This window comes from Pseudoalteromonas sp. NJ631 (genome assembly GCF_000276645.1).
Classification (GTDB): domain Bacteria; phylum Pseudomonadota; class Gammaproteobacteria; order Enterobacterales; family Alteromonadaceae; genus Pseudoalteromonas; species Pseudoalteromonas piscicida.
In genome coordinates, this window is the sequence record NZ_AKXJ01000009.1 from 86792 (window position 1) to 104647 (window position 17856).

The following is a 17856-nucleotide window of genomic DNA, read 5'->3' on the forward strand; positions in this document are numbered from 1 at the left end:
TCCTTGAATGGGGCGCGTTGCCCCATGTTGATTAGAAAGAAGTGTTAATGCCTAAACTGATACTGCGGCCGTAACGGCTCAAGTGGCTCACTTGCTCTTGGGTTTTAATGTATGACCATTGACGCTCATTGGTGAGGTTAGTCACGTTTAGGTCAATTCGTGTCTTTTCAGTAAGATTATAGCTGGCACTGAAATCAAACTGACCATAATCCGCTGCCCATTCCGGGCCGCCCCATGCATCTGGATACTTCAGGTAATCATCTCGCCAGTTGTAAGCGATACGCGCTTGGTAGTCATCCTTTTCATAATAGATAACCGCATTGTAAGAATGCTCAGACATACCAGCGAACGGTAGCTCGTCTTTTTCGGGGTCGTCGTATTTACTATCCGTAAATGTGTAGTTGATTTGCATACCTAGACCGTCAAATGGTGCCGGTAGCAATTCCTCAAATGACTGTTGGTAAGCAATTTCGAAACCTTTGATCTCTGCTCCCGCTTCTGAACGTGGAGATACTTGGGTAAATTCCGGACCGTCAACTTCAACGCCGTCTTTTATGAATTTCCCCACTTTTATCGTGCCAACACGTCCCTGAGCGATAACAGATTTAATGTCTTTGTAATAGGTTGCAAAGGTGAGCGCACCATAATCAGAGAAGTACCACTCTAGTCCCAAATCAATTTGGTCAGCTCTTAGTGGCTTGATACCAGGGTTGGCAAGATTAAGTTCAAACTTACTGAAATTAATTGAGCTATATGGAGTTAGAAAATCGATGCTAGGTCTGGTGATAACTTTAGCCGCGCTGGTTCTAAATAACAGTGAGTCTGTTATTTCTAACTTAAAATTCATGCTAGGCAGTACATCAGTGTAGTCATCTTCTACGTATGAATCGGAGTAATAATCGGCAATATCCCCTTCTATGCGATAGATAATGTCGCCATCTTCGTCTTCTTCTACGTTGTATACTAGACTTGGGTAATCAAAAACATAGCCATCAGAGGTGATCTCGGTTTTGATTGCTCTTACGCCTAAGTTTAAGTTGTAAGGCATTTCCGACAGCTCGCCGACTAGATTGGTCTCTAAATAAAGTGCAAACGTTGACTCAGAAAGCTCGTAGGAATCTTTAGGGCTCTTGGAAGCTCTAATTTTTTCATCTGCGGCTTGGGCATTAATAGATTGATAAAAAGCATAGAGTTTGTCGTAGTCAAAGCTTGCCCACGGCGCAGGGTGCATGCCTGGCTCACCCTCTAAGAAATTATCAAAGTTGGCGGGTACAAGTACATCAGCGGGGAGTCTAAATAAGTTAAGGCCGCCGAGCTTTTCTACGCTTGAGTTATCAAAGCTATCGTAATCTGAGTTTTTAAAATAAGCCCCACCATTACTGAACATCGATGGGTTATTTGACTTGCTGACATCTCTGGCTTTAGATTGCTTGCCGTAATGAAAGCCAAACTTGATGTCTTTGACAAATTCCCATTCTGGAATAAATGTCCCTTCGAGCCTTAACTCTTCAACATCACTGATCACTTCCGTGCCATAGTTGTAGCTGTAGTGAGCACCAAAGGGTTGATCGGCATTAAGTGCTGGCGACATAGTCACATCTGGCAGGAGGTTGTCGCCGGTTTGATCTATGGTGATGGTATCAACAAAGCCACGCGCCACGATGTAGCGGTTATCGCCATCATTGATCCGCTCGGCACGGGACTTAGACACATCAAATTCAAGCGTTAGATCGCTGGTAGCATACCACTTGAAGTTAAGACCGGCCTGCCAAGTGTCGGTATTGCGAGGCTCAGAGACGTTCAGTAGCTCAGCCATCGCACCATCGACTAACTCAATGTAGTTGACGTTGCCATCTTCATTGAATTTTAACTCACCTACTGCTGGGATCCCCGGCGTCCAAGGTTCATCATAAGTGACGAATGAGATTTGATATTTTTCACCGTCGGTTTTGTAACTTGAGTATAAGCTATCAAAGGTGACATCAATATCATTCGTTGGGCGCCATTGTAAGGCGAGGCTTGCACCAATGCGCTCACGTTCGTCTTGCCAGTTCGAGTAGCGTACATATCCTGGGATCATTGATGGGTGTACTTTCTCGCCCTCATCTAGCTCACCATTTCGGTTACTATCAACAGGGACTCGCACGTCGGTATTTTCTTCAGGATCGTAAAACCCTTGTCCCTCGTAGGAGTCTTCGCGTTGTGTTCGCTCTGAATAAACGGCGGTGAATAGGGCGCCAAAGGTATTGTCAAAAAAGGTATCACTAATTAGGAAGGAGGCTTGAGGGTTGGTATCGCCGGTACGTTCTTCGTAAATGGCTTTGGCACTTCCGGCGAGGGTAAAGCCATCCATATCTAACGGTCGGCGGGTTTTTATATTGATGACTGAACCAATCCCCCCCTCTTGCGTTTGTGCTTGTGGTGACTTGTACACTTCTAATGCTTGAACCATCTCAGGCGCAATTAAATCGAAGTTAAAGTCACGGCTAGTGTGCTCTGATGCCATTCTACGACCATTGATGGTGGTAACGTTAAAGTCCCCGCCAAGGCCCCGCACAGTGACGTTTTGTCCTTCACCTGCGTTACGGGTAATGGCGATACCCGTCATTCGTTGTAGCGCTTCAGCAAGGTTTTGATCTGGAAACTTACCAATGTCTTCGGCAACGATGGCATCCATTACGCCGACGGCGTTTTTCTTGAGAAAGAGTGACTCTTTGATACTAGAACGTACACCACGTACTTCAATTTTCTCGACTTGTTGCTTGGCTTTATCTTGCTCGTCGGATCCGCTGTTCTGTTCTGTTTCCTGTGCGTGCGCATATTGGGACAGGGCACAGCTCACGGCCAATCCCACAGCACACAATTTTAGAGTGTGTTTCATCTTGTTGTCCTGTTGAGTGTTGTTATTATTGCGCCCGCTTTACGGGCGCTTATTCAGGCATTGATAGCATTTGCTATAGATAACGTATTTAACCTTTGGTTAGTTATGTAACAATGCCTAGTGGTGCTGCAGTGCGCCATGTGCCCCTGGTGAAATCCGGGAAGTCCTTGCTATTACTTCTGTCTGCAACTGAGTCCATTGAAAGAGGGAAGACCGCTGACCAAGCAGCTGCGTCGTAAACATCCTGATCTAGCGGCTCGCCATTACGAAGGCAGTAAATAATGCGCCAGAACATTAAGAAATCCATGCCACCATGGCCGCCGTTGCGCTCTGCTTCAGCCCCCATTTTTTGCCAAAGTGGATGGTCATATTTACTGTACCAATCATTCATGTCGTAATCCCACTCGTGAAAGCTCTTACTCCCGCCGTTTTCAAGCGCGATGCGGTTGGGGAATCCTGCAAATACGCCGTTAGTACCTTGAATTAAATTGTGGCGGGAGTAAGGGCGTGGGGTAGTGGTATCGTGCTGTACCATAATCGAACGACCTTTGATGGTTTTAATGATGCTGGTGTTCATGTCTCCAGCAATATAGTTCAGTTGGTTACGCTCATGATTTGCTGGGAATTCTCGTTTGGCATAGGCTGCCCGACCCAGTGCTGGTGAGCTCATGGATGAGATATAGTCGAAGCGATCGCCACGGTTAATATTCATATATTGAGAAACCGGGCCTAAACCATGAGTGGGGTAGAGGTTACCGTTACGTTTGGTATGCCAATGTGTGCGCCATGAGCCAGTTTTATGCTCAATTTCTTTCATTTGCCAACGAAGTTCATGGATATAAGCTGCTTCACCGTGCAGTAACTCACCGAATAGCCCTTGGCGAACCATGTTTAATACCATCAGCTCGTCGCGGCCATAGCAAACGTTTTCCAGCATCATGCAATTCTTTTGCGTGCGCTCTGCGGTATTTACCAATTGCCACGCTTCTTCTATGGTTACTGCCGCTGGCACTTCAACCAAAGCGTGTTTGCCACTTTCCATTGTGTCTACCGCCATAGGCGTATGCCATTTCCAAGGCGTAGAGATGATCACAATATCAATGTCATCGCGCGCCAACATGCGGCGATAGTCCATATCACTCTTGCCGTAAGTCGCAGGCTTGGGTAAACCCTTGTCGACAACAATTTTAACCGCTCTATCGACGACTTCTTGGTGTGTATCGCAGATGGCCTTGATCTCGACACCGTCAAGATGGCAAAAGTGTTTTACCGCGCCAACACCACGTTGACCCACACCAATAAAGCCCACTCGCACGACATCCAGTTTCGGTACGACTAGACCTTGAACTGAATTTCCTTGTGGCTTTGGTGTAAGCGGCGTCTTATTATTGTTACTTGCGCAGCCAACCACTGCGCTTGTTGCTGCGATAGCAGCCATTGATTGAAGAAATCGCCGGCGGTTTAGATCACCCATAATAACCTCTTAGTTGTTCACTCTTATTGTTAAAAACGAAATGTTATTTTTTGGTTATTATTACGGCAGTTTTATTTTGAACGCAAGAAAAATATCTTTCACATTCTTTCGTTTGTGTTTCGGTTTGTTTCTGGATTAACTTTAAATCATTATAAAACAGATGTTTGTGTTTGTTTTTGTTTAAAGTTAAAAAAATAAATTGAAAGCAAATGAAAGCTGTGTAGACTAAATTCAACCAAAACGAAAGGAGGTGTCATGCTGAACACCATCGAAAGACGCCACGAAATCGTTCAACTCGTTGGTCAAACGGAACGAGTAGAAGTATCCGAGCTGGCAGAACAATTTGGTGTATCAACCGTGACGATCAGAAATGATCTCAATGCCTTACATGATAAAGGGTTGTTGGTTCGCTCTCATGGTGGTGCCGTTGCGAGTTCTAGGTTAACCAAAGAGCTCACCATAACGGAAAAGCACGATCATCATCACCAAGTGAAAGTCGAGCTTGCAAAGTTAGTGGCGGGTCTTATAGGCAATAATGAGTCTATTATTCTGGACTCAGGTACCACCACAGAAGAGGTTGCGAAGCAACTGACTGAGCATCAACAGTTAGTGGTGATGACCAATGGTCTTAACGTGGCGCAAGCACTCGTTGCAGCTGATGGCGTTGAAGTGTTGATGACCGGAGGCTCACTGCGTAAAAAGTCGCTGTCGTTTTATGGCAGCCACGCAGAAGATCAGCTAAAGCAATATCACTTTGACCGTTTGGTGCTTGGTGTTGATGGATTCTCTGTTGATGTTGGTGTAACAACACACTTTGAGCCAGAAGCCGCGCTTAACCGCGAGATGTGTAAAGCTGCAAAGCAAGTCATAGTGGTGACGGACTCCAGCAAGTTCGATCGTAAAGGTGTACACCGTATTATCGCCTGCGAAGAAATTGACGTTTTGGTAACGGACAGTGGTATTCCAGCTGATATTCATCAGCAATTGGTTGCCGCCGGAATTGAGGTACATTTAATAACGTCTTAAGAGGTGATCATATGCGGCGTTTTCAAGCCCTAATCGAAGCCAATAAATCAGGGAAAAACTCAGGCATTTATGCCATTTGCTCAGCTCACCCTTGGGTGCTGGAAGCGTCGATAAGATATGCCAAGCAGGAAAATACGCTGCTATTAATTGAGGCCACGGCCAATCAGGTTAACCAATTTGGCGGTTACACCGGGATGCGTCCCGCGGATTTTATTGCCAAAGTCGAAGAGATGGCCGACGAGCTTGGTTTTGATAAGCAGTTACTGATTTTTGGCGGTGATCACTTGGGACCAGTCTGTTGGACGAGTGAAAATAGCCAAGCCGCGATGGCCAAAGCGTGCGACTTAGTCGCTGAATACGTGAAGGCCGGTTTTAAGAAAGTTCACTTAGATGCCAGTATGCCCTGTGCTGACGATCCTGACGCGTTAAGTGATGATATTGTCGCTGATCGCGCTGCCTTGTTGTGTCAAACTGCGGAAGCCGCCGCGATTGCGACGTTTGGTCGTAGTGATATTGTTTATGTGATTGGTACTGAAGTTCCTCCTCCAGGTGGAGCTGATGAACAGATTGACAGTCTTCAGCCGACCAGCCAAGTTGCTGCGCAAGAGACCCTAGCTTGCCACCGTGAACTCTTTGCAAACAAAGGATTAACGGATGCGTGGCAACGCGTGGTTGCGATGGTAGTGCAGCCGGGTGTTGAGTTTGATAATACCCAAGTATTTGACTACAAACCGAATGAAGCAAGTGCACTAAAAGACTTTATTCGTACCGTTGACCGTATCGCTTTCGAAGCGCATTCGACAGATTATCAAACTGCAGGCGCTTATCAGTCGTTGGTTGCTGATCACTTTGCCATTTTGAAAGTCGGACCTGAGTTGACCTTTGTGCTGCGTGAAGGGTTATTCGCGCTTCACCATATTGAAAAGCAATTACTACCCGATGTTCATAGTCAGTTTATTGAGGTAGTGGACGAGGTCATGCTGGCAGAGCCTACGAGTTGGCAGCGTTTTTATCACGGTGAGTCACAGCAACTCCGGTTCTTGCGCCAATTTAGCTTTAGCGACCGTATTCGCTATTACTGGCATCAAGAAGCGGTGCAAAAGGCGTTAGCAACGATGCTCGAAAACCTAGCGCGGCAGACTTTACCATTGCCGCTTATCAGCCAATATTTTCCAGAGTTATATCAACAAGTACGCCGTGGTGAAATAGAAAGGGACGCCAAAGCGTTGGTGATTGCCAAAATTCAACGTGTTGTAGCTCGCTATTCAAATGCGTGTTTTGCCATGGAGAAAGCGTCATGAACACTTTGCTAGGACACGAAATTGCGCAATTAAAAACACTGAATGCCTATTGGACAGCAAAAGAGATTAGTCAGCAGCCACAGATGTGGCAAGAAACCGCTCAGTTGGTTGCGAGCATAAAGCCTAGGCTTTTGGTGGAGTTAGCTCCTTTTCTAGATGACCCTGATACTCTGGTTATTTTGACAGGGGCGGGTACATCCGCTTACATCGGTGACGCCATCGCCACTCATCTTAATGCACACATGCGCCAAAGTGTGCGGGCAGTGAGCACAACTGACTTAGTTGCTGCACCAAGGCAATACCTAGCGGCGGATAAACCGTGTTTATTGGTATCCTTTGCTCGCTCCGGTAATAGTCCAGAAAGTGTAGCGGCCGTAGAGTTGGTAACACAGCTGGTTAGTAACAGTCAGCACCTTTTTATCACCTGCAACCGTGATGGAAAGTTGCATCAAGCAGCGCAGCAGGCAAGCAATGCAACAAGTATATTGCTGCCGGAGCCTACGCTTGACCAAAGTTTTGCAATGACGAGTAGCTATTCGTCAATGATGGTTGCAGCGCTACAACTTTTTGCTGCGGATGACGGCTCCGTGGATAAGTTGATCAATGCAGCGCAAAGCATGTTAGCTGCGACAGAGCAGCAAAATATCCGTGCATTTGCACAACAACCATTTGAACGTTTGGTGTATTTAGGATCGGGTTGTTTACTGGGATTTGCAAAGGAGGCCGCGCTAAAAATGCTTGAGTTATCGGCAGGCCAAGTAATGAGCGTGAGCGAGTCACCGCTTGGGTTCCGTCATGGTCCAAAATCACTTATCAATAGCAAAACTGTCGTGGTATGTTTTATCTCAAGTGATGGTTATACCAGCTTGTACGATCAGGATTTAGTTGCTGAATTGCAGCGTGACGGTACAGCCATGACGGTGCATTCACTTTGTCCTAAAGTGCCACCACTAGAAGACGTGTGGCAAGGGTTACTGTATATGTTATTTGCACAGCAGTTAAGTTTCTATAAAGCGCTGAGCCTCGGCATTTCACCAGACAATCCTTGCCCGTCGGGGGAAGTGAATAGAGTTGTGCAAGGCGTAGTCATTCATCCATTTGGGAGTGAAGTATGATTTATGGAGTGGATGTTGGCGGGAGCAAAATTGAAATAGCGGTGTTTGATGAAAAGCTACAACGCTTAGAGTCTTGGCGTGTGGCGACACCAAAGCACAGTTATGAGGCGTTTTTGGCGCAAATCGTCACTTTGGTGCAGCAAGCCGATGACAAATATGGTTGTAACGGACAGGTTGGTATTGGTATGCCGGGGATAGTAAATGCGCAGCAGCGCGTGCTATCAGCAAATGTCCCTTGCGCCAATGGCAAAGAAGTTAAGGCTGATCTTGTTGCACAACTTGAACGGCCCATCGCTGTGGAAAATGACTGCCGTTGCTTTGCGTTATCAGAGGCCAGTCTTGGAGCCGGTAAGCAATATCAAAAGGTCTTTGGGGCAATAATAGGCACCGGTGCTGGAGGCGGATTTTGTATTGATGGCGCGTTGTATAAAAGTGCCCAAGGGATCGCCGGAGAATATGGCCACCATCCGCTTTCTGCGGTGTTACAGCAAAAATATCACCTGCCTATTTTAGCGTGTGGCTGTGGACTGCAAGGGTGTTTAGAGCGCTATGTTGCAGGGCCAGGGCTTGCCGGTTTGTATCAACATTTCACTACGCGAACACTTACCTCAGAACAAGTTATCACAGCGATGCGGGCTGGAGAAAGTGAAGCTCGCCATGCTTTTAATTGTTATATGGATCTGTTGGGCTCGGCGTTTGCAAATTTAATCAAAGCATATGACCCAGAAGTTATCGTGCTTGGCGGTGGTATGTCGCTTATTGATGAACTTGTAGAGACGCTCCCAAAAGCCATCGAACCTCATGTGTTTTCAGCTGTATCAGTGCCAGATATTGTTAGAGCCAAGCATGGTGATGCGAGTGGCGCATTGGGTGCGGCATTACTTGGGAGTAAAGTAAATGCTTGAGCAGCTTCGTTATATTCAGCCCCGTCGTATCTATACCCCTACCAGCGTCCTTGAAGCGCACGTTGCGGTAATAAAAGGTGAGCGTTTTCACGCGATTATTCCAGCGGCGGAAGCGCCTGATAATACCGAGTCTTATCCCAAACTCGACATGTGGCCTGGGTTAATTGATTTGCATATTCATGGCCGCGAGGGCTGTGATGTTATTGATGGCAAACTCTCCAGTATCGAAACCATTAGCACCTCGTTGCTCAAACATGGCGTCACTGGTTTTTTGGCAACCACGGTGACGACTACATGGCCACAGACTATTGCCGCGATGAAGGTTATTGGAGCCGCCTATAAGCAAAAGATGCCGGGCGCTCAGGTGTTGGGCGGATACAGTGAGGGCTTATTTTTTAGTGAAAAACACAAAGGTGCCCATAACGAAGCTTTCTTTAAGCCGTTAGACGAAGCCTTAATTGATGAAATGATTAGCGCGGCTGATGGTGCGCTTAAAGCGGTGGCACTCGCGCCCGAAAAGGCTAATGGCGTTAAGATGACACAGTACCTAAGTAAACATGGGGTGCGGGTGATGTTAGGTCATTGTGATGCGGATTTTGCGCAAACCAATGCCGCTCTAGCACATGGTGCCTGCGGCGGGGTGCACGTGTTTAACGGCATGCGCGGCATTCATCACCGTGAACCTGGTTGTGCTGGTGCGTTGTTACTTGATAGCCAAGCCTTGGTGGAAGTGATTGCCGATGGTATTCATTTACACCCTGCGATTTTACAGTTGATCTACCGCCTCAAAGGTCAGCATAAGGTGGCCTTGATCAGTGATTGTATTAATGCTGGTGGCCTTAAAGATGGTGAATATCAATTGGGTGAAATGCCAGTTGTGGTTAAGGATGGCGTGGCGAAAACTCACAGCGGCAGTTTGGCCGGCAGTACACTAACACTTGAAAAAGCAGTGAAGAATTTAGCAGAATTGGCCAACATTCCGCTTCTAGAAGCCATCAATATGGCAAGTTTAGTACCCGCAACTTATTTAAATATGGACAATGAACTTGGTAGCATTGAAGTGGGTAAAATAGCGCATTTTTCTTTGCTAGATGATGCCTTCCAAGTCCAGCATGCCAACTTGTTCGGAAAGCAGATATTTTAAGCAAAAACCCAAGCTCACCGCCCTGAAATTGACAAAATACAACTGAATTTTCTTAAATACAGCGGCCTAGCAGTAAGCGATACGGTAAAAATGGGTCGCAAAGTTTCGCATTAGAAACTTTTTCGCGAATTGATTGCATTTTAGACGACTTCAAGGATGATGTTCGCTACAAGAGGTGATATACTCCCGCCGAATAATTTTTCTACTTTAAATAGAGTAAAACAATGGCAGATTTATCGAAATACAGAAACATTGGTATTTTCGCGCACGTTGATGCGGGTAAAACTACCACCACTGAGCGTATTCTAAAGCTTACTGGTAAAATCCACAAAACTGGTGAAGTACACGACGGTGAGTCTACTACTGACTTCATGGAGCAGGAAGCTGAGCGTGGTATTACAATCCAATCAGCAGCGGTAACTTGTGAGTGGAAAGGCCACCGTTTAAACGTTATCGATACTCCTGGACACGTTGACTTCACAGTAGAAGTATACCGTTCACTAAAAGTACTTGACGGTGGTATCGGTGTATTCTGTGGTTCTGGTGGTGTTGAGCCACAATCAGAAACTAACTGGCGTTATGCGAACGAATCAGAAGTTGCTCGTTGTATCTTCGTAAATAAACTAGACCGTATGGGTGCAGACTTCTACCGCGTAGTTGGTCAGGTTGAGAAAGTACTTGGTGCTAACCCACTAGTGATGACGCTTCCAATCGGTATCGAAGACCAGTTCTGTGGTGTTGTAGACGTACTTGAGAAAAAAGCATACGTTTGGGATGACACAGGTCTTCCTGAAAACTACGAAATTACTGACGTTCCAGCTGACATGGTAGACAAAGTTGAAGAATACCATGAGATGCTAGTTGAGTCTGCTGTTGAGCAAGACGACGACCTAATGGAAGCGTACATGGAAGGTGAAGTACCTTCTATCGAGCAAATCAAAGCGTGTATCCGTAAAGGTACTCGTGATCTAGCGTTCTTCCCAACTTTCTGTGGTTCAGCGTTCAAAAACAAAGGTATGCAACTTGTACTTGACGCTGTTGTAGATTACCTACCTTCTCCTACAGAAGTTGAGCCCCAGCCACTAACAGATCCTGAAACAGGTGAGCCTACTGGTGAAGTAGCTACTGTTGACGCTGATGCACCACTTAAAGCGCTTGCGTTCAAAATCATGGACGACCGTTTTGGTGCACTTACGTTCATCCGTATCTACGCAGGTCGCATGAAGAAAGGTGACACTATCCTTAACTCTGCAACTGGTAAAACAGAGCGTATCGGCCGTATGGTTGAGATGCAAGCGGACGAGCGTACTGAACTTACTGAAGCACAAGCGGGTGACATCATCGCTGTTGTTGGTATGAAGAACGTTCAAACTGGTCACACACTATGTGATCCTAAGCACGAGTGTACACTTGAAGCGATGATCTTCCCTGATCCAGTAATCTCAATCGCTGTTGCACCTAAAGATAAAGGTGGTAACGAGAAGATGGGTATCGCGATCGGTAAGATGGTTGCAGAAGATCCTTCATTCCAAGTTGAGACTGATGAAGATTCAGGTGAAACTATCCTTAAAGGTATGGGTGAGCTTCACCTAGACATTAAGGTAGATATCCTTAAGCGTACATACGGTGTAGACCTAATCGTTGGTCAGCCTCAGGTTGCTTACCGTGAAACTATCACACAAGAAGTTGAAGATAGCTACACGCATAAGAAACAGTCTGGTGGTTCTGGTCAGTTCGGTAAGATTGACTACCGTATCAAGCCTGGTGAAGTTGGTTCTGGCTTTACGTTCAAGTCTACAGTTGTTGGTGGTAACGTTCCTAAGGAATTCTGGCCAGCAGTTGAGAAAGGCTTCAAGTCAATGATGGACGAAGGTGTACTAGCGGGCTTCCCAGTACTAGACGTTGAAGTTGAGCTATTCGACGGTGGTTTCCACGCAGTTGACTCGTCAGCAATCGCGTTCGAAATCGCTGCTAAAGGCGCATTCCGTCAGTCTATCCCTAAAGCGGGAGCACAACTTCTTGAGCCAATCATGAAAGTTGACGTGTTCACGCCAGAAGACAACGTAGGTGACGTAATCGGTGACCTTAACCGTCGTCGCGGTATGATCAAAGACCAAGAAGCTGGCGCAATGGGCGTTCGTATCAAGGGTGAAGTACCACTATCTGAAATGTTCGGATACATCGGTCACCTACGTACTATCACGTCTGGTCGTGGTCAGTTCTCAATGGAATTCTCACACTATGCACCATGTCCAGCAAACGTTGCTGACGCGGTAATCGCAGCTGAGAAAGAGAAAAAAGCAGCTAAGTAATTAATTACTTATTTTGCATGAGAAGGTCGCCTTTGGCGGCCTTTTTTATTTTTAAATTCAATTGGTTATAAGTTAAATACCCTGTCTAAAAGTCGTCACGATTATTTCATGTTTTATTAATTTTAAAGTTCTTGCTTTAGGAATATTAGCACTTTATCATTAGCTTTTCTTCAATAAATAGAGTCACATTATTGCGTCGTGGGCTCAAATTTGATTGTGGTTGGGTAAATAAAGGAGATACTCAATGAGAACTTTAGAGCTGGAAATAAACTGGCTTTTCTATGTACTGGCACTGTCCCTTATCTGGCTGGGTAATGAACTGTTTTTCATTTTAGATACTCCCTCATCATTATTGCAAATAGTTACACTTACCTTACTATTTTTTACCCTAACAATATTGATACTGTCACTAACCGGAAAGCGTTTTCTGCATATAGATAAGGCGGGGGTTAGCTATAACTTTTTAGGTAAAACCCATTATATCCATACGGAACATATTCAGGCGATTAGGTTGCGCTCTTTAGGTATTGTAAGTCTTCCCGAGGTATATCTTGATGATGGTCGTATTATTCGCTTCTTTAGCTGGAAAATGAATCGCGATGAGCTTTTAAAAGCAGAAAGTTTGGTCAGATAAGGTGTAATAAAGGAAGTGCAGGTGAGGGTTTCACCTGCTCAAATTTAAAGGTTTCACACCAATTGCATTAATGCAATTGGTATTACTTTTCATTCAGCCAAATTGCGGCTTGTTTTGCAAAGTAAGTCAAAATGCCATCCGCACCAGCACGCTTAAATGCTAGTAGAGACTCCAGTACAACAGGCTTCTCAGCCAACCAGCCGTTATCAATCGCAGCCTTATGCATGGCGTATTCACCGCTGACTTGGTAAGCAAATGTTGGTACTCCAAACTCATCTTTAACGCGTCTGACAACATCAAGGTATGGCATACCTGGTTTTACCATCACCATATCAGCACCTTCTTGTAAGTCCAAAGCCACTTCACGTAATGCTTCGTCAGAATTAGCAGGATCCATTTGATAGGTTTTCTTGTCTGCACCTTTTAGGTTGCCTGCAGAGCCAATCGCGTCGCGGAAAGGGCCATAATAACTCGATGCATACTTGGCAGAGTACGCCATGATACGAGTATGGATAAAACCGCACTCTTCAAGTGCTTCACGAACAGCGCCAATTCGGCCATCCATCATATCGGAAGGGGCGACGATATCGGCACCTGCCTCTGCATGCGAAAGCGCTTGTTTGACTAATACTTCCACGGTTTCTTCATTCATGACATAACCATCTTCATCTAAGATACCGTCTTGACCGTGGACTGTGAATGGGTCTAATGCAACATCGGTGATCACACCAAGCTCAGGACATGCTGCTTTAATAGCACGTACCGCTCTTTGTGCAATCCCTTCAGGGTTGTATGCTTCCTCAGCTAGTAACGATTTTTGTTCCGCCGGTGTTACTGGGAATAAGGCGATGGCAGGAACCCCTAGCTCTACTAGTTGCTTGGCTTCCTCAACTAATAGATCAATAGATAAACGCTCAATACCTGGCATTGATGGGATAGCTTCACGCTTAGATTCACCATCCAATACAAATACTGGATAGATTAAGTCATTAACCGTTAGCGTGCTTTCGCTCATTAGACGTCTTGAAAAGTCATCGCGACGCATTCTGCGCATGCGAGTTAGGGGGAAAAGATCGAGTCCTGATTGAGCCACGTTAGTTCTCCTGATTGGGTTTGAAAGTAACAACACGATTACGACCTTGCTGTTTTGCTTGATACAAGGCTTTGTCCGCATTGTCAGTGTAAAGCTGTGGGTTATGTGGATCGCTAACCACTGCACTATAAACGCCTGCACTGGTGGTCAACTTAAGCGTATCTTCACCAAATTTGATATTGAGATCTGCTGTAGCCACTCTCAGGCGTTCAGCTACTCCGACAGCACCTTCTTCTGGGGTGTTTGGTAGTAGCAAAATAAACTCTTCACCACCATAGCGGAACACTTCATCATGTGGTCGCCGCAAGTGTGATTTTATTAAGTTGGCAAATTCGCAAATTGCTTGATCACCAGCCAAGTGACCATATTTGTCGTTAATTTTTTTGAAGTGATCGATATCAAAAATAACAAGGCTCAATACTGTCTGCTCTCGTCTTGAACGACGTACTTCCATCTGTAAACGCTTGTCGAAATAGCGCCGGTTCTTCACTTTTGTGAGTGGATCTTCCATGTTCATGCGCTCGAGCTCTCGGTTTTTATCCTCAAGTTCCCTTAATGTGACTTGAAGCTCAAAAGTGCGTTCCTCAATGTTGGACTCTAAGTCGTACTGGGCCTGTTCTTGTAGTTTAAGCTTTTCTTTTAATAGGGCATCTTCAGCTTGAGTATGAGCTAGCCGTTGCTGTTGCTTGGCCAGCTTTTCATCTCTTTGAAATATATATAGACGTATGAGCAGGTAACTCAGCAACGTGGCTTCAACGACAAAAATACCAAAGTAACCCAAATGGCTCAAAAAGCTGCCGGACTGAACCCCCAGCTCAACCGTAAACGGGTAGCTAATTACGATAAAGTGGCAGAGTGCGATTGCAATTAAGATATTTCGACTCTTGTGGTTAACACGAGCGAGCGTATAGATAATCAATACAGAGACAATAAAGCTGATGCTAAGCGCTAGCAGGAGAGACTGAGAAACAGGTAAAAAAGCAATGAGCAGAAACAAGCACAATGTCGCTAGAATGGCCTTTCTTTTCGTCAGCTTTGGGTGCGCAAGCAGTGACTTTCCAGAGCAATAACTCAAAGCGGGCAACAGCAGTGCGCTGAGCAATAACATCATCATGCCTTGACCATACTGTTGAAACCACTGCCATGAAGAGTAAAAATATCGATAACCAAAGCCATAGATATGTGCATTGAAAAGCCATACTGTAGCGATAAACAAAGTGGCACATAAAAAGTAACCTTTTTTTGTAACACAATAGAGCGTGGCATTGGTTAGGGCGAGTGCTAGTACAAAGCCTGCTAAAATTCCAAAAATAAGATTAAATTTACTCTTAAATTGGAGGTATTCATTCGGCTCCCAAATTGCAAGAGGAGCCGTGATAACCCCCTCATCACTGATCTGTAAGTATAAATGGCTTTGCGTTTGTGGCTGCAGCTCAAGCGGAACAACTAGAGATTCATACTTTAGTGGTCGCTTAATCAGTGGCAAGGCATCGCCCATATCTAAGCTGAATATTGGATGGTTCGGCCTGACATGATAGGCAGTTACCGCATCGATGAGATTATTGTTTATACTTACCAATACTGGCGTGAGCGAGTTATTAGTATTGTGCAGCGCTATTTTTAGCCATAAGTACTTTGCTACAGGTCGAAGGCCTGTGGGGATTTGGGTGCTGCTATGCCATTCGACAGGAGCCGCAAGCAGTTCGTTTAACGATGCATATTTACTCAGTGTGTAACTTAGCTTTACTTGATGTTCTACCTTAAATGACTCTGAAATAGTGACGGCAGAAAATACAGCAGAGCTGTATATCAATATAAGTAAAGACAACACAATGCGCATTACTGGCTTTACCTCACAAACAGCTGTTTAAAATTAGCCGAAGTCGTGCTCATCACTTCCGTGACAGGACATTGTTTTAGGTGTGCAATTTGTTCAGCCACATAAGATAAATACATTGGTTCATTGCGGCGAGACTTGGGCTTTGGGCTAATTGTTCTAGGTAGTAGGTAGGGCGCATCAGTTTCCAACAGCAAACGGTCTAGGGGGATGTACTGGATTAGATCTTGTAGTGCTTGGCCTCTACGTTCATCGCAAACCCAGCCTGTGATGCCTATCATTAACCCATAGTCCAAGTAACGTCGTAGTGCGTTATGGTCACCAGTAAAACAGTGAAGTACTCCATGAACGTTAACTTCTTGCAGTAACGAAAATAGCGCATCGTGCGCGTCTCTTTCATGCAGATACACTGGATAATCAATAGCTTCTGCTAACTGCAGTTGCGTCAAGCATACGCTTTGTTGTATCGGCCTTGGTGAAAAGTCGCGATTAAAGTCCAAGCCACATTCACCAACAGCAATAGCCCTGTTGCTACTTTTTAAAAGAGTGAGGAGATCATCGTAGAGCGTGTCAGGTGCATCTTTTGCGTCGTGAGGGTGGACACCTGCTGTACAATAAAGCTGGTATTGCTCAGCGAGTGAAATACTTTGTTCGCTGCTTGTTAAATCGCAGCCAATGGCGAGCATAGATTCTATGCCAGCGTTTTTGGCTCTAGCAATTACCTCGGCCAAATCGGATGAAAATTGCGAGCTGGTGAGGTTTACACCAGCATCGAACATCGTGTTCATCAGTTAACTCGTTTAACTCGCGTTGTACGGTTTGAGCCCGCTTTCTTCATTAAAAAAGAGCCAAAAGACGCGCGTTCAATAATTAATGTGTCTCCTTCATTGGCGAAAAAAGTTTCTGAAGAAACTTGCCTCCATACTTGACCATTGTCTAAGGTGAATACCATTTTATCGCGGCCTTGAGTGGTTGTTTTTACGAGTTTAGCTGTAATTTCTTCGATTTCTTCGCTTGCCGCTTTAACTTTATGCTCTAAACCAAAGCCATCTTCTTTCAATTCTGCTTTTTTTTCATTGCGCACTGTGTTTATTTTATCTTTGTTTACAGGCGCTTTGCTTGAATGTGTTTCCGTGATTGGTTTATTAGCAATCACATTGTCGTAGCACATGAGTCGTTTAAAATCATTTTCAATCAGAGTACAAGCTTGTAGTGCTTGCGTATTTATCGGCTCTGCGGCGCATAAAGAGGAAAATCCTAGTGCGAACAGTATCATGGTTTTTTTCATTGTTCTGACTCCTGTTGTTTTGGTTTGGCGCTGTAAAATTTGGCTAGAATGAGTCCTAGTTCAAACAAGAGTAGCATAGGGAGTGCCAATAGAGTTTGAGATAGAACATCTGGTGGAGTTAAAAACATTGCGATGACAAAAGCACCAACGACAACATAAGGTCGTTTCTCTTTTAAGCTCGCAGGGGTTGTCATGCCACTCCAACATATAAGCATGATAGCGACGGGAATTTCAAAGGCGATGCCAAAAGCAAAAAATAGCTTAAGGATAAAGCCAAGGTAACTGCTAATATCCGGTGACAATGTCATCATCTCAGGCCCCACACTGGTAAAAAAGCCAAGTATGATAGGCATGACAACAAAGTAACAAAATGCTATTCCGCCATAAAATAACAATACACTTGAGAGTAATATGGGGATAAGCATACGTTTTTCGTGTTTATATAAACCGGGTGCGATAAAGCCCCACACCTGATGCAAAATAAAAGGCACAGCGGCAAATAGTGACACAAAAAGCGTTAATTTAAACGGAGCAAAAAACGGCGCTGTAACATCTGTAGCTATCATGGTTGTGTTGCTAGGCAAGCTATTTACAAGCGGTGCAGCAACGAAGGCATAGATATCATTGGCGAAGTACACCAAAGCAACAAAGATAACGAAAACGCTCAATAACGCTCTCATTAAGCGGTTTCTTAACTCAACAAGGTGAGCTATAAATCCACTTTGGGCTGATTCTGTCATGTAACTTGACTCGTACGAATATAATTCCAGTTAGATATAACAAAAAGGAGCTGTTTGGGCGTCTAAATTACCCAAAACTAGCCTTTGACTGAACTATCTAACTGCT

Annotated in this window: 14 protein-coding genes; 7 read left to right on the forward strand and 7 right to left on the reverse strand. The window is 45.0% G+C overall.

Annotated elements, in window-relative coordinates:
* Positions 1 to 31 precede the first annotated feature (31 nt).
* Positions 32 to 2881 (reverse strand): TonB-dependent receptor, encoded by a 2850-nt coding sequence (locus A587_RS0115405; protein ID WP_017218319.1) that lies wholly within the window; start codon positions 2879 to 2881, stop codon positions 32 to 34.
* 103 nt (positions 2882 to 2984) lie between these two features.
* Complete coding sequence (locus A587_RS0115410; protein ID WP_017218320.1) at positions 2985 to 4355, reverse strand: Gfo/Idh/MocA family oxidoreductase; 1371 nt, start codon at positions 4353 to 4355, stop codon at positions 2985 to 2987.
* Positions 4356 to 4610: 255 nt separating this feature from the next.
* On the opposite strand from A587_RS0115410, the gene agaR reads away from it, so the two are divergent.
* The 7 genes from agaR to A587_RS0115450 all read left to right on the forward strand — a co-directional run bounded on the left by agaR (position 4611) and on the right by A587_RS0115450 (position 12792).
* On the forward strand, positions 4611 to 5381 hold the full coding sequence (gene agaR, locus A587_RS0115420) for a transcriptional repressor AgaR (protein WP_017218322.1): 771 nt from the start codon (positions 4611 to 4613) through the stop codon (positions 5379 to 5381).
* Positions 5382 to 5392: 11 nt separating this feature from the next.
* On the forward strand, positions 5393 to 6682 hold the full coding sequence (locus A587_RS0115425; RefSeq protein ID WP_017218323.1) for a D-tagatose-bisphosphate aldolase, class II, non-catalytic subunit: 1290 nt from the start codon (positions 5393 to 5395) through the stop codon (positions 6680 to 6682).
* Complete coding sequence (locus A587_RS0115430; protein ID WP_017218324.1) at positions 6679 to 7797, forward strand: SIS domain-containing protein; 1119 nt, start codon at positions 6679 to 6681, stop codon at positions 7795 to 7797. Before A587_RS0115425 ends, A587_RS0115430 begins: the two co-directional genes overlap by 4 nt.
* Positions 7794 to 8702 carry an ROK family protein gene (locus A587_RS0115435; protein WP_017218325.1) on the forward strand — a complete coding sequence of 303 codons (909 nt, stop codon included), beginning with the start codon at positions 7794 to 7796 and terminating at the stop codon, positions 8700 to 8702. Before A587_RS0115430 ends, A587_RS0115435 begins: the two co-directional genes overlap by 4 nt.
* Positions 8695 to 9846 carry an N-acetylglucosamine-6-phosphate deacetylase gene (gene nagA / locus A587_RS0115440; protein ID WP_017218326.1) on the forward strand — a complete coding sequence of 384 codons (1152 nt, stop codon included), beginning with the start codon at positions 8695 to 8697 and terminating at the stop codon, positions 9844 to 9846. Before A587_RS0115435 ends, nagA begins: the two co-directional genes overlap by 8 nt.
* 224 nt (positions 9847 to 10070) lie before the next feature.
* Positions 10071 to 12158, forward strand: a complete 2088-nt coding sequence (gene fusA / locus A587_RS0115445) for an elongation factor G (RefSeq protein ID WP_017218327.1) — start codon at positions 10071 to 10073, stop codon at positions 12156 to 12158.
* Positions 12159 to 12402: 244 nt separating this feature from the next.
* On the forward strand, positions 12403 to 12792 hold the full coding sequence (locus tag A587_RS0115450; RefSeq protein ID WP_017218328.1) for a hypothetical protein: 390 nt from the start codon (positions 12403 to 12405) through the stop codon (positions 12790 to 12792).
* 82 nt (positions 12793 to 12874) lie between these two features.
* Here A587_RS0115450 and hemB read toward each other — a convergent pair whose 3' ends face one another.
* From hemB to tatC, 5 genes are read right to left on the reverse strand one after another with little or no spacing between them, the layout of a single operon-like run.
* Entirely contained in the window at positions 12875 to 13885 is a 1011-nt protein-coding gene (hemB, locus tag A587_RS0115455; RefSeq protein WP_026001016.1) for a porphobilinogen synthase, read from the reverse strand.
* 1 nt (position 13886) lies between these two features.
* Positions 13887 to 15725 carry a sensor domain-containing diguanylate cyclase gene (locus A587_RS0115460; RefSeq protein WP_017218330.1) on the reverse strand — a complete coding sequence of 613 codons (1839 nt, stop codon included), beginning with the start codon at positions 15723 to 15725 and terminating at the stop codon, positions 13887 to 13889.
* Between the two features lie 8 nt (positions 15726 to 15733).
* On the reverse strand, positions 15734 to 16510 hold the full coding sequence (locus A587_RS0115465; RefSeq protein WP_017218331.1) for a TatD family hydrolase: 777 nt from the start codon (positions 16508 to 16510) through the stop codon (positions 15734 to 15736).
* Positions 16510 to 17010, reverse strand: a complete 501-nt coding sequence (locus tag A587_RS0115470) for a hypothetical protein (RefSeq protein WP_017218332.1) — start codon at positions 17008 to 17010, stop codon at positions 16510 to 16512. Before A587_RS0115470 ends, A587_RS0115465 begins: the two co-directional genes overlap by 1 nt.
* The gene (gene tatC, locus A587_RS0115475; RefSeq protein WP_026001017.1) at positions 17007 to 17750 is read right to left on the reverse strand and encodes a twin-arginine translocase subunit TatC; all 744 of its coding nucleotides are present in this window, start codon (positions 17748 to 17750) and stop codon (positions 17007 to 17009) included. Before tatC ends, A587_RS0115470 begins: the two co-directional genes overlap by 4 nt.
* Between the last annotated feature and the right edge of the window lie 106 nt (positions 17751 to 17856).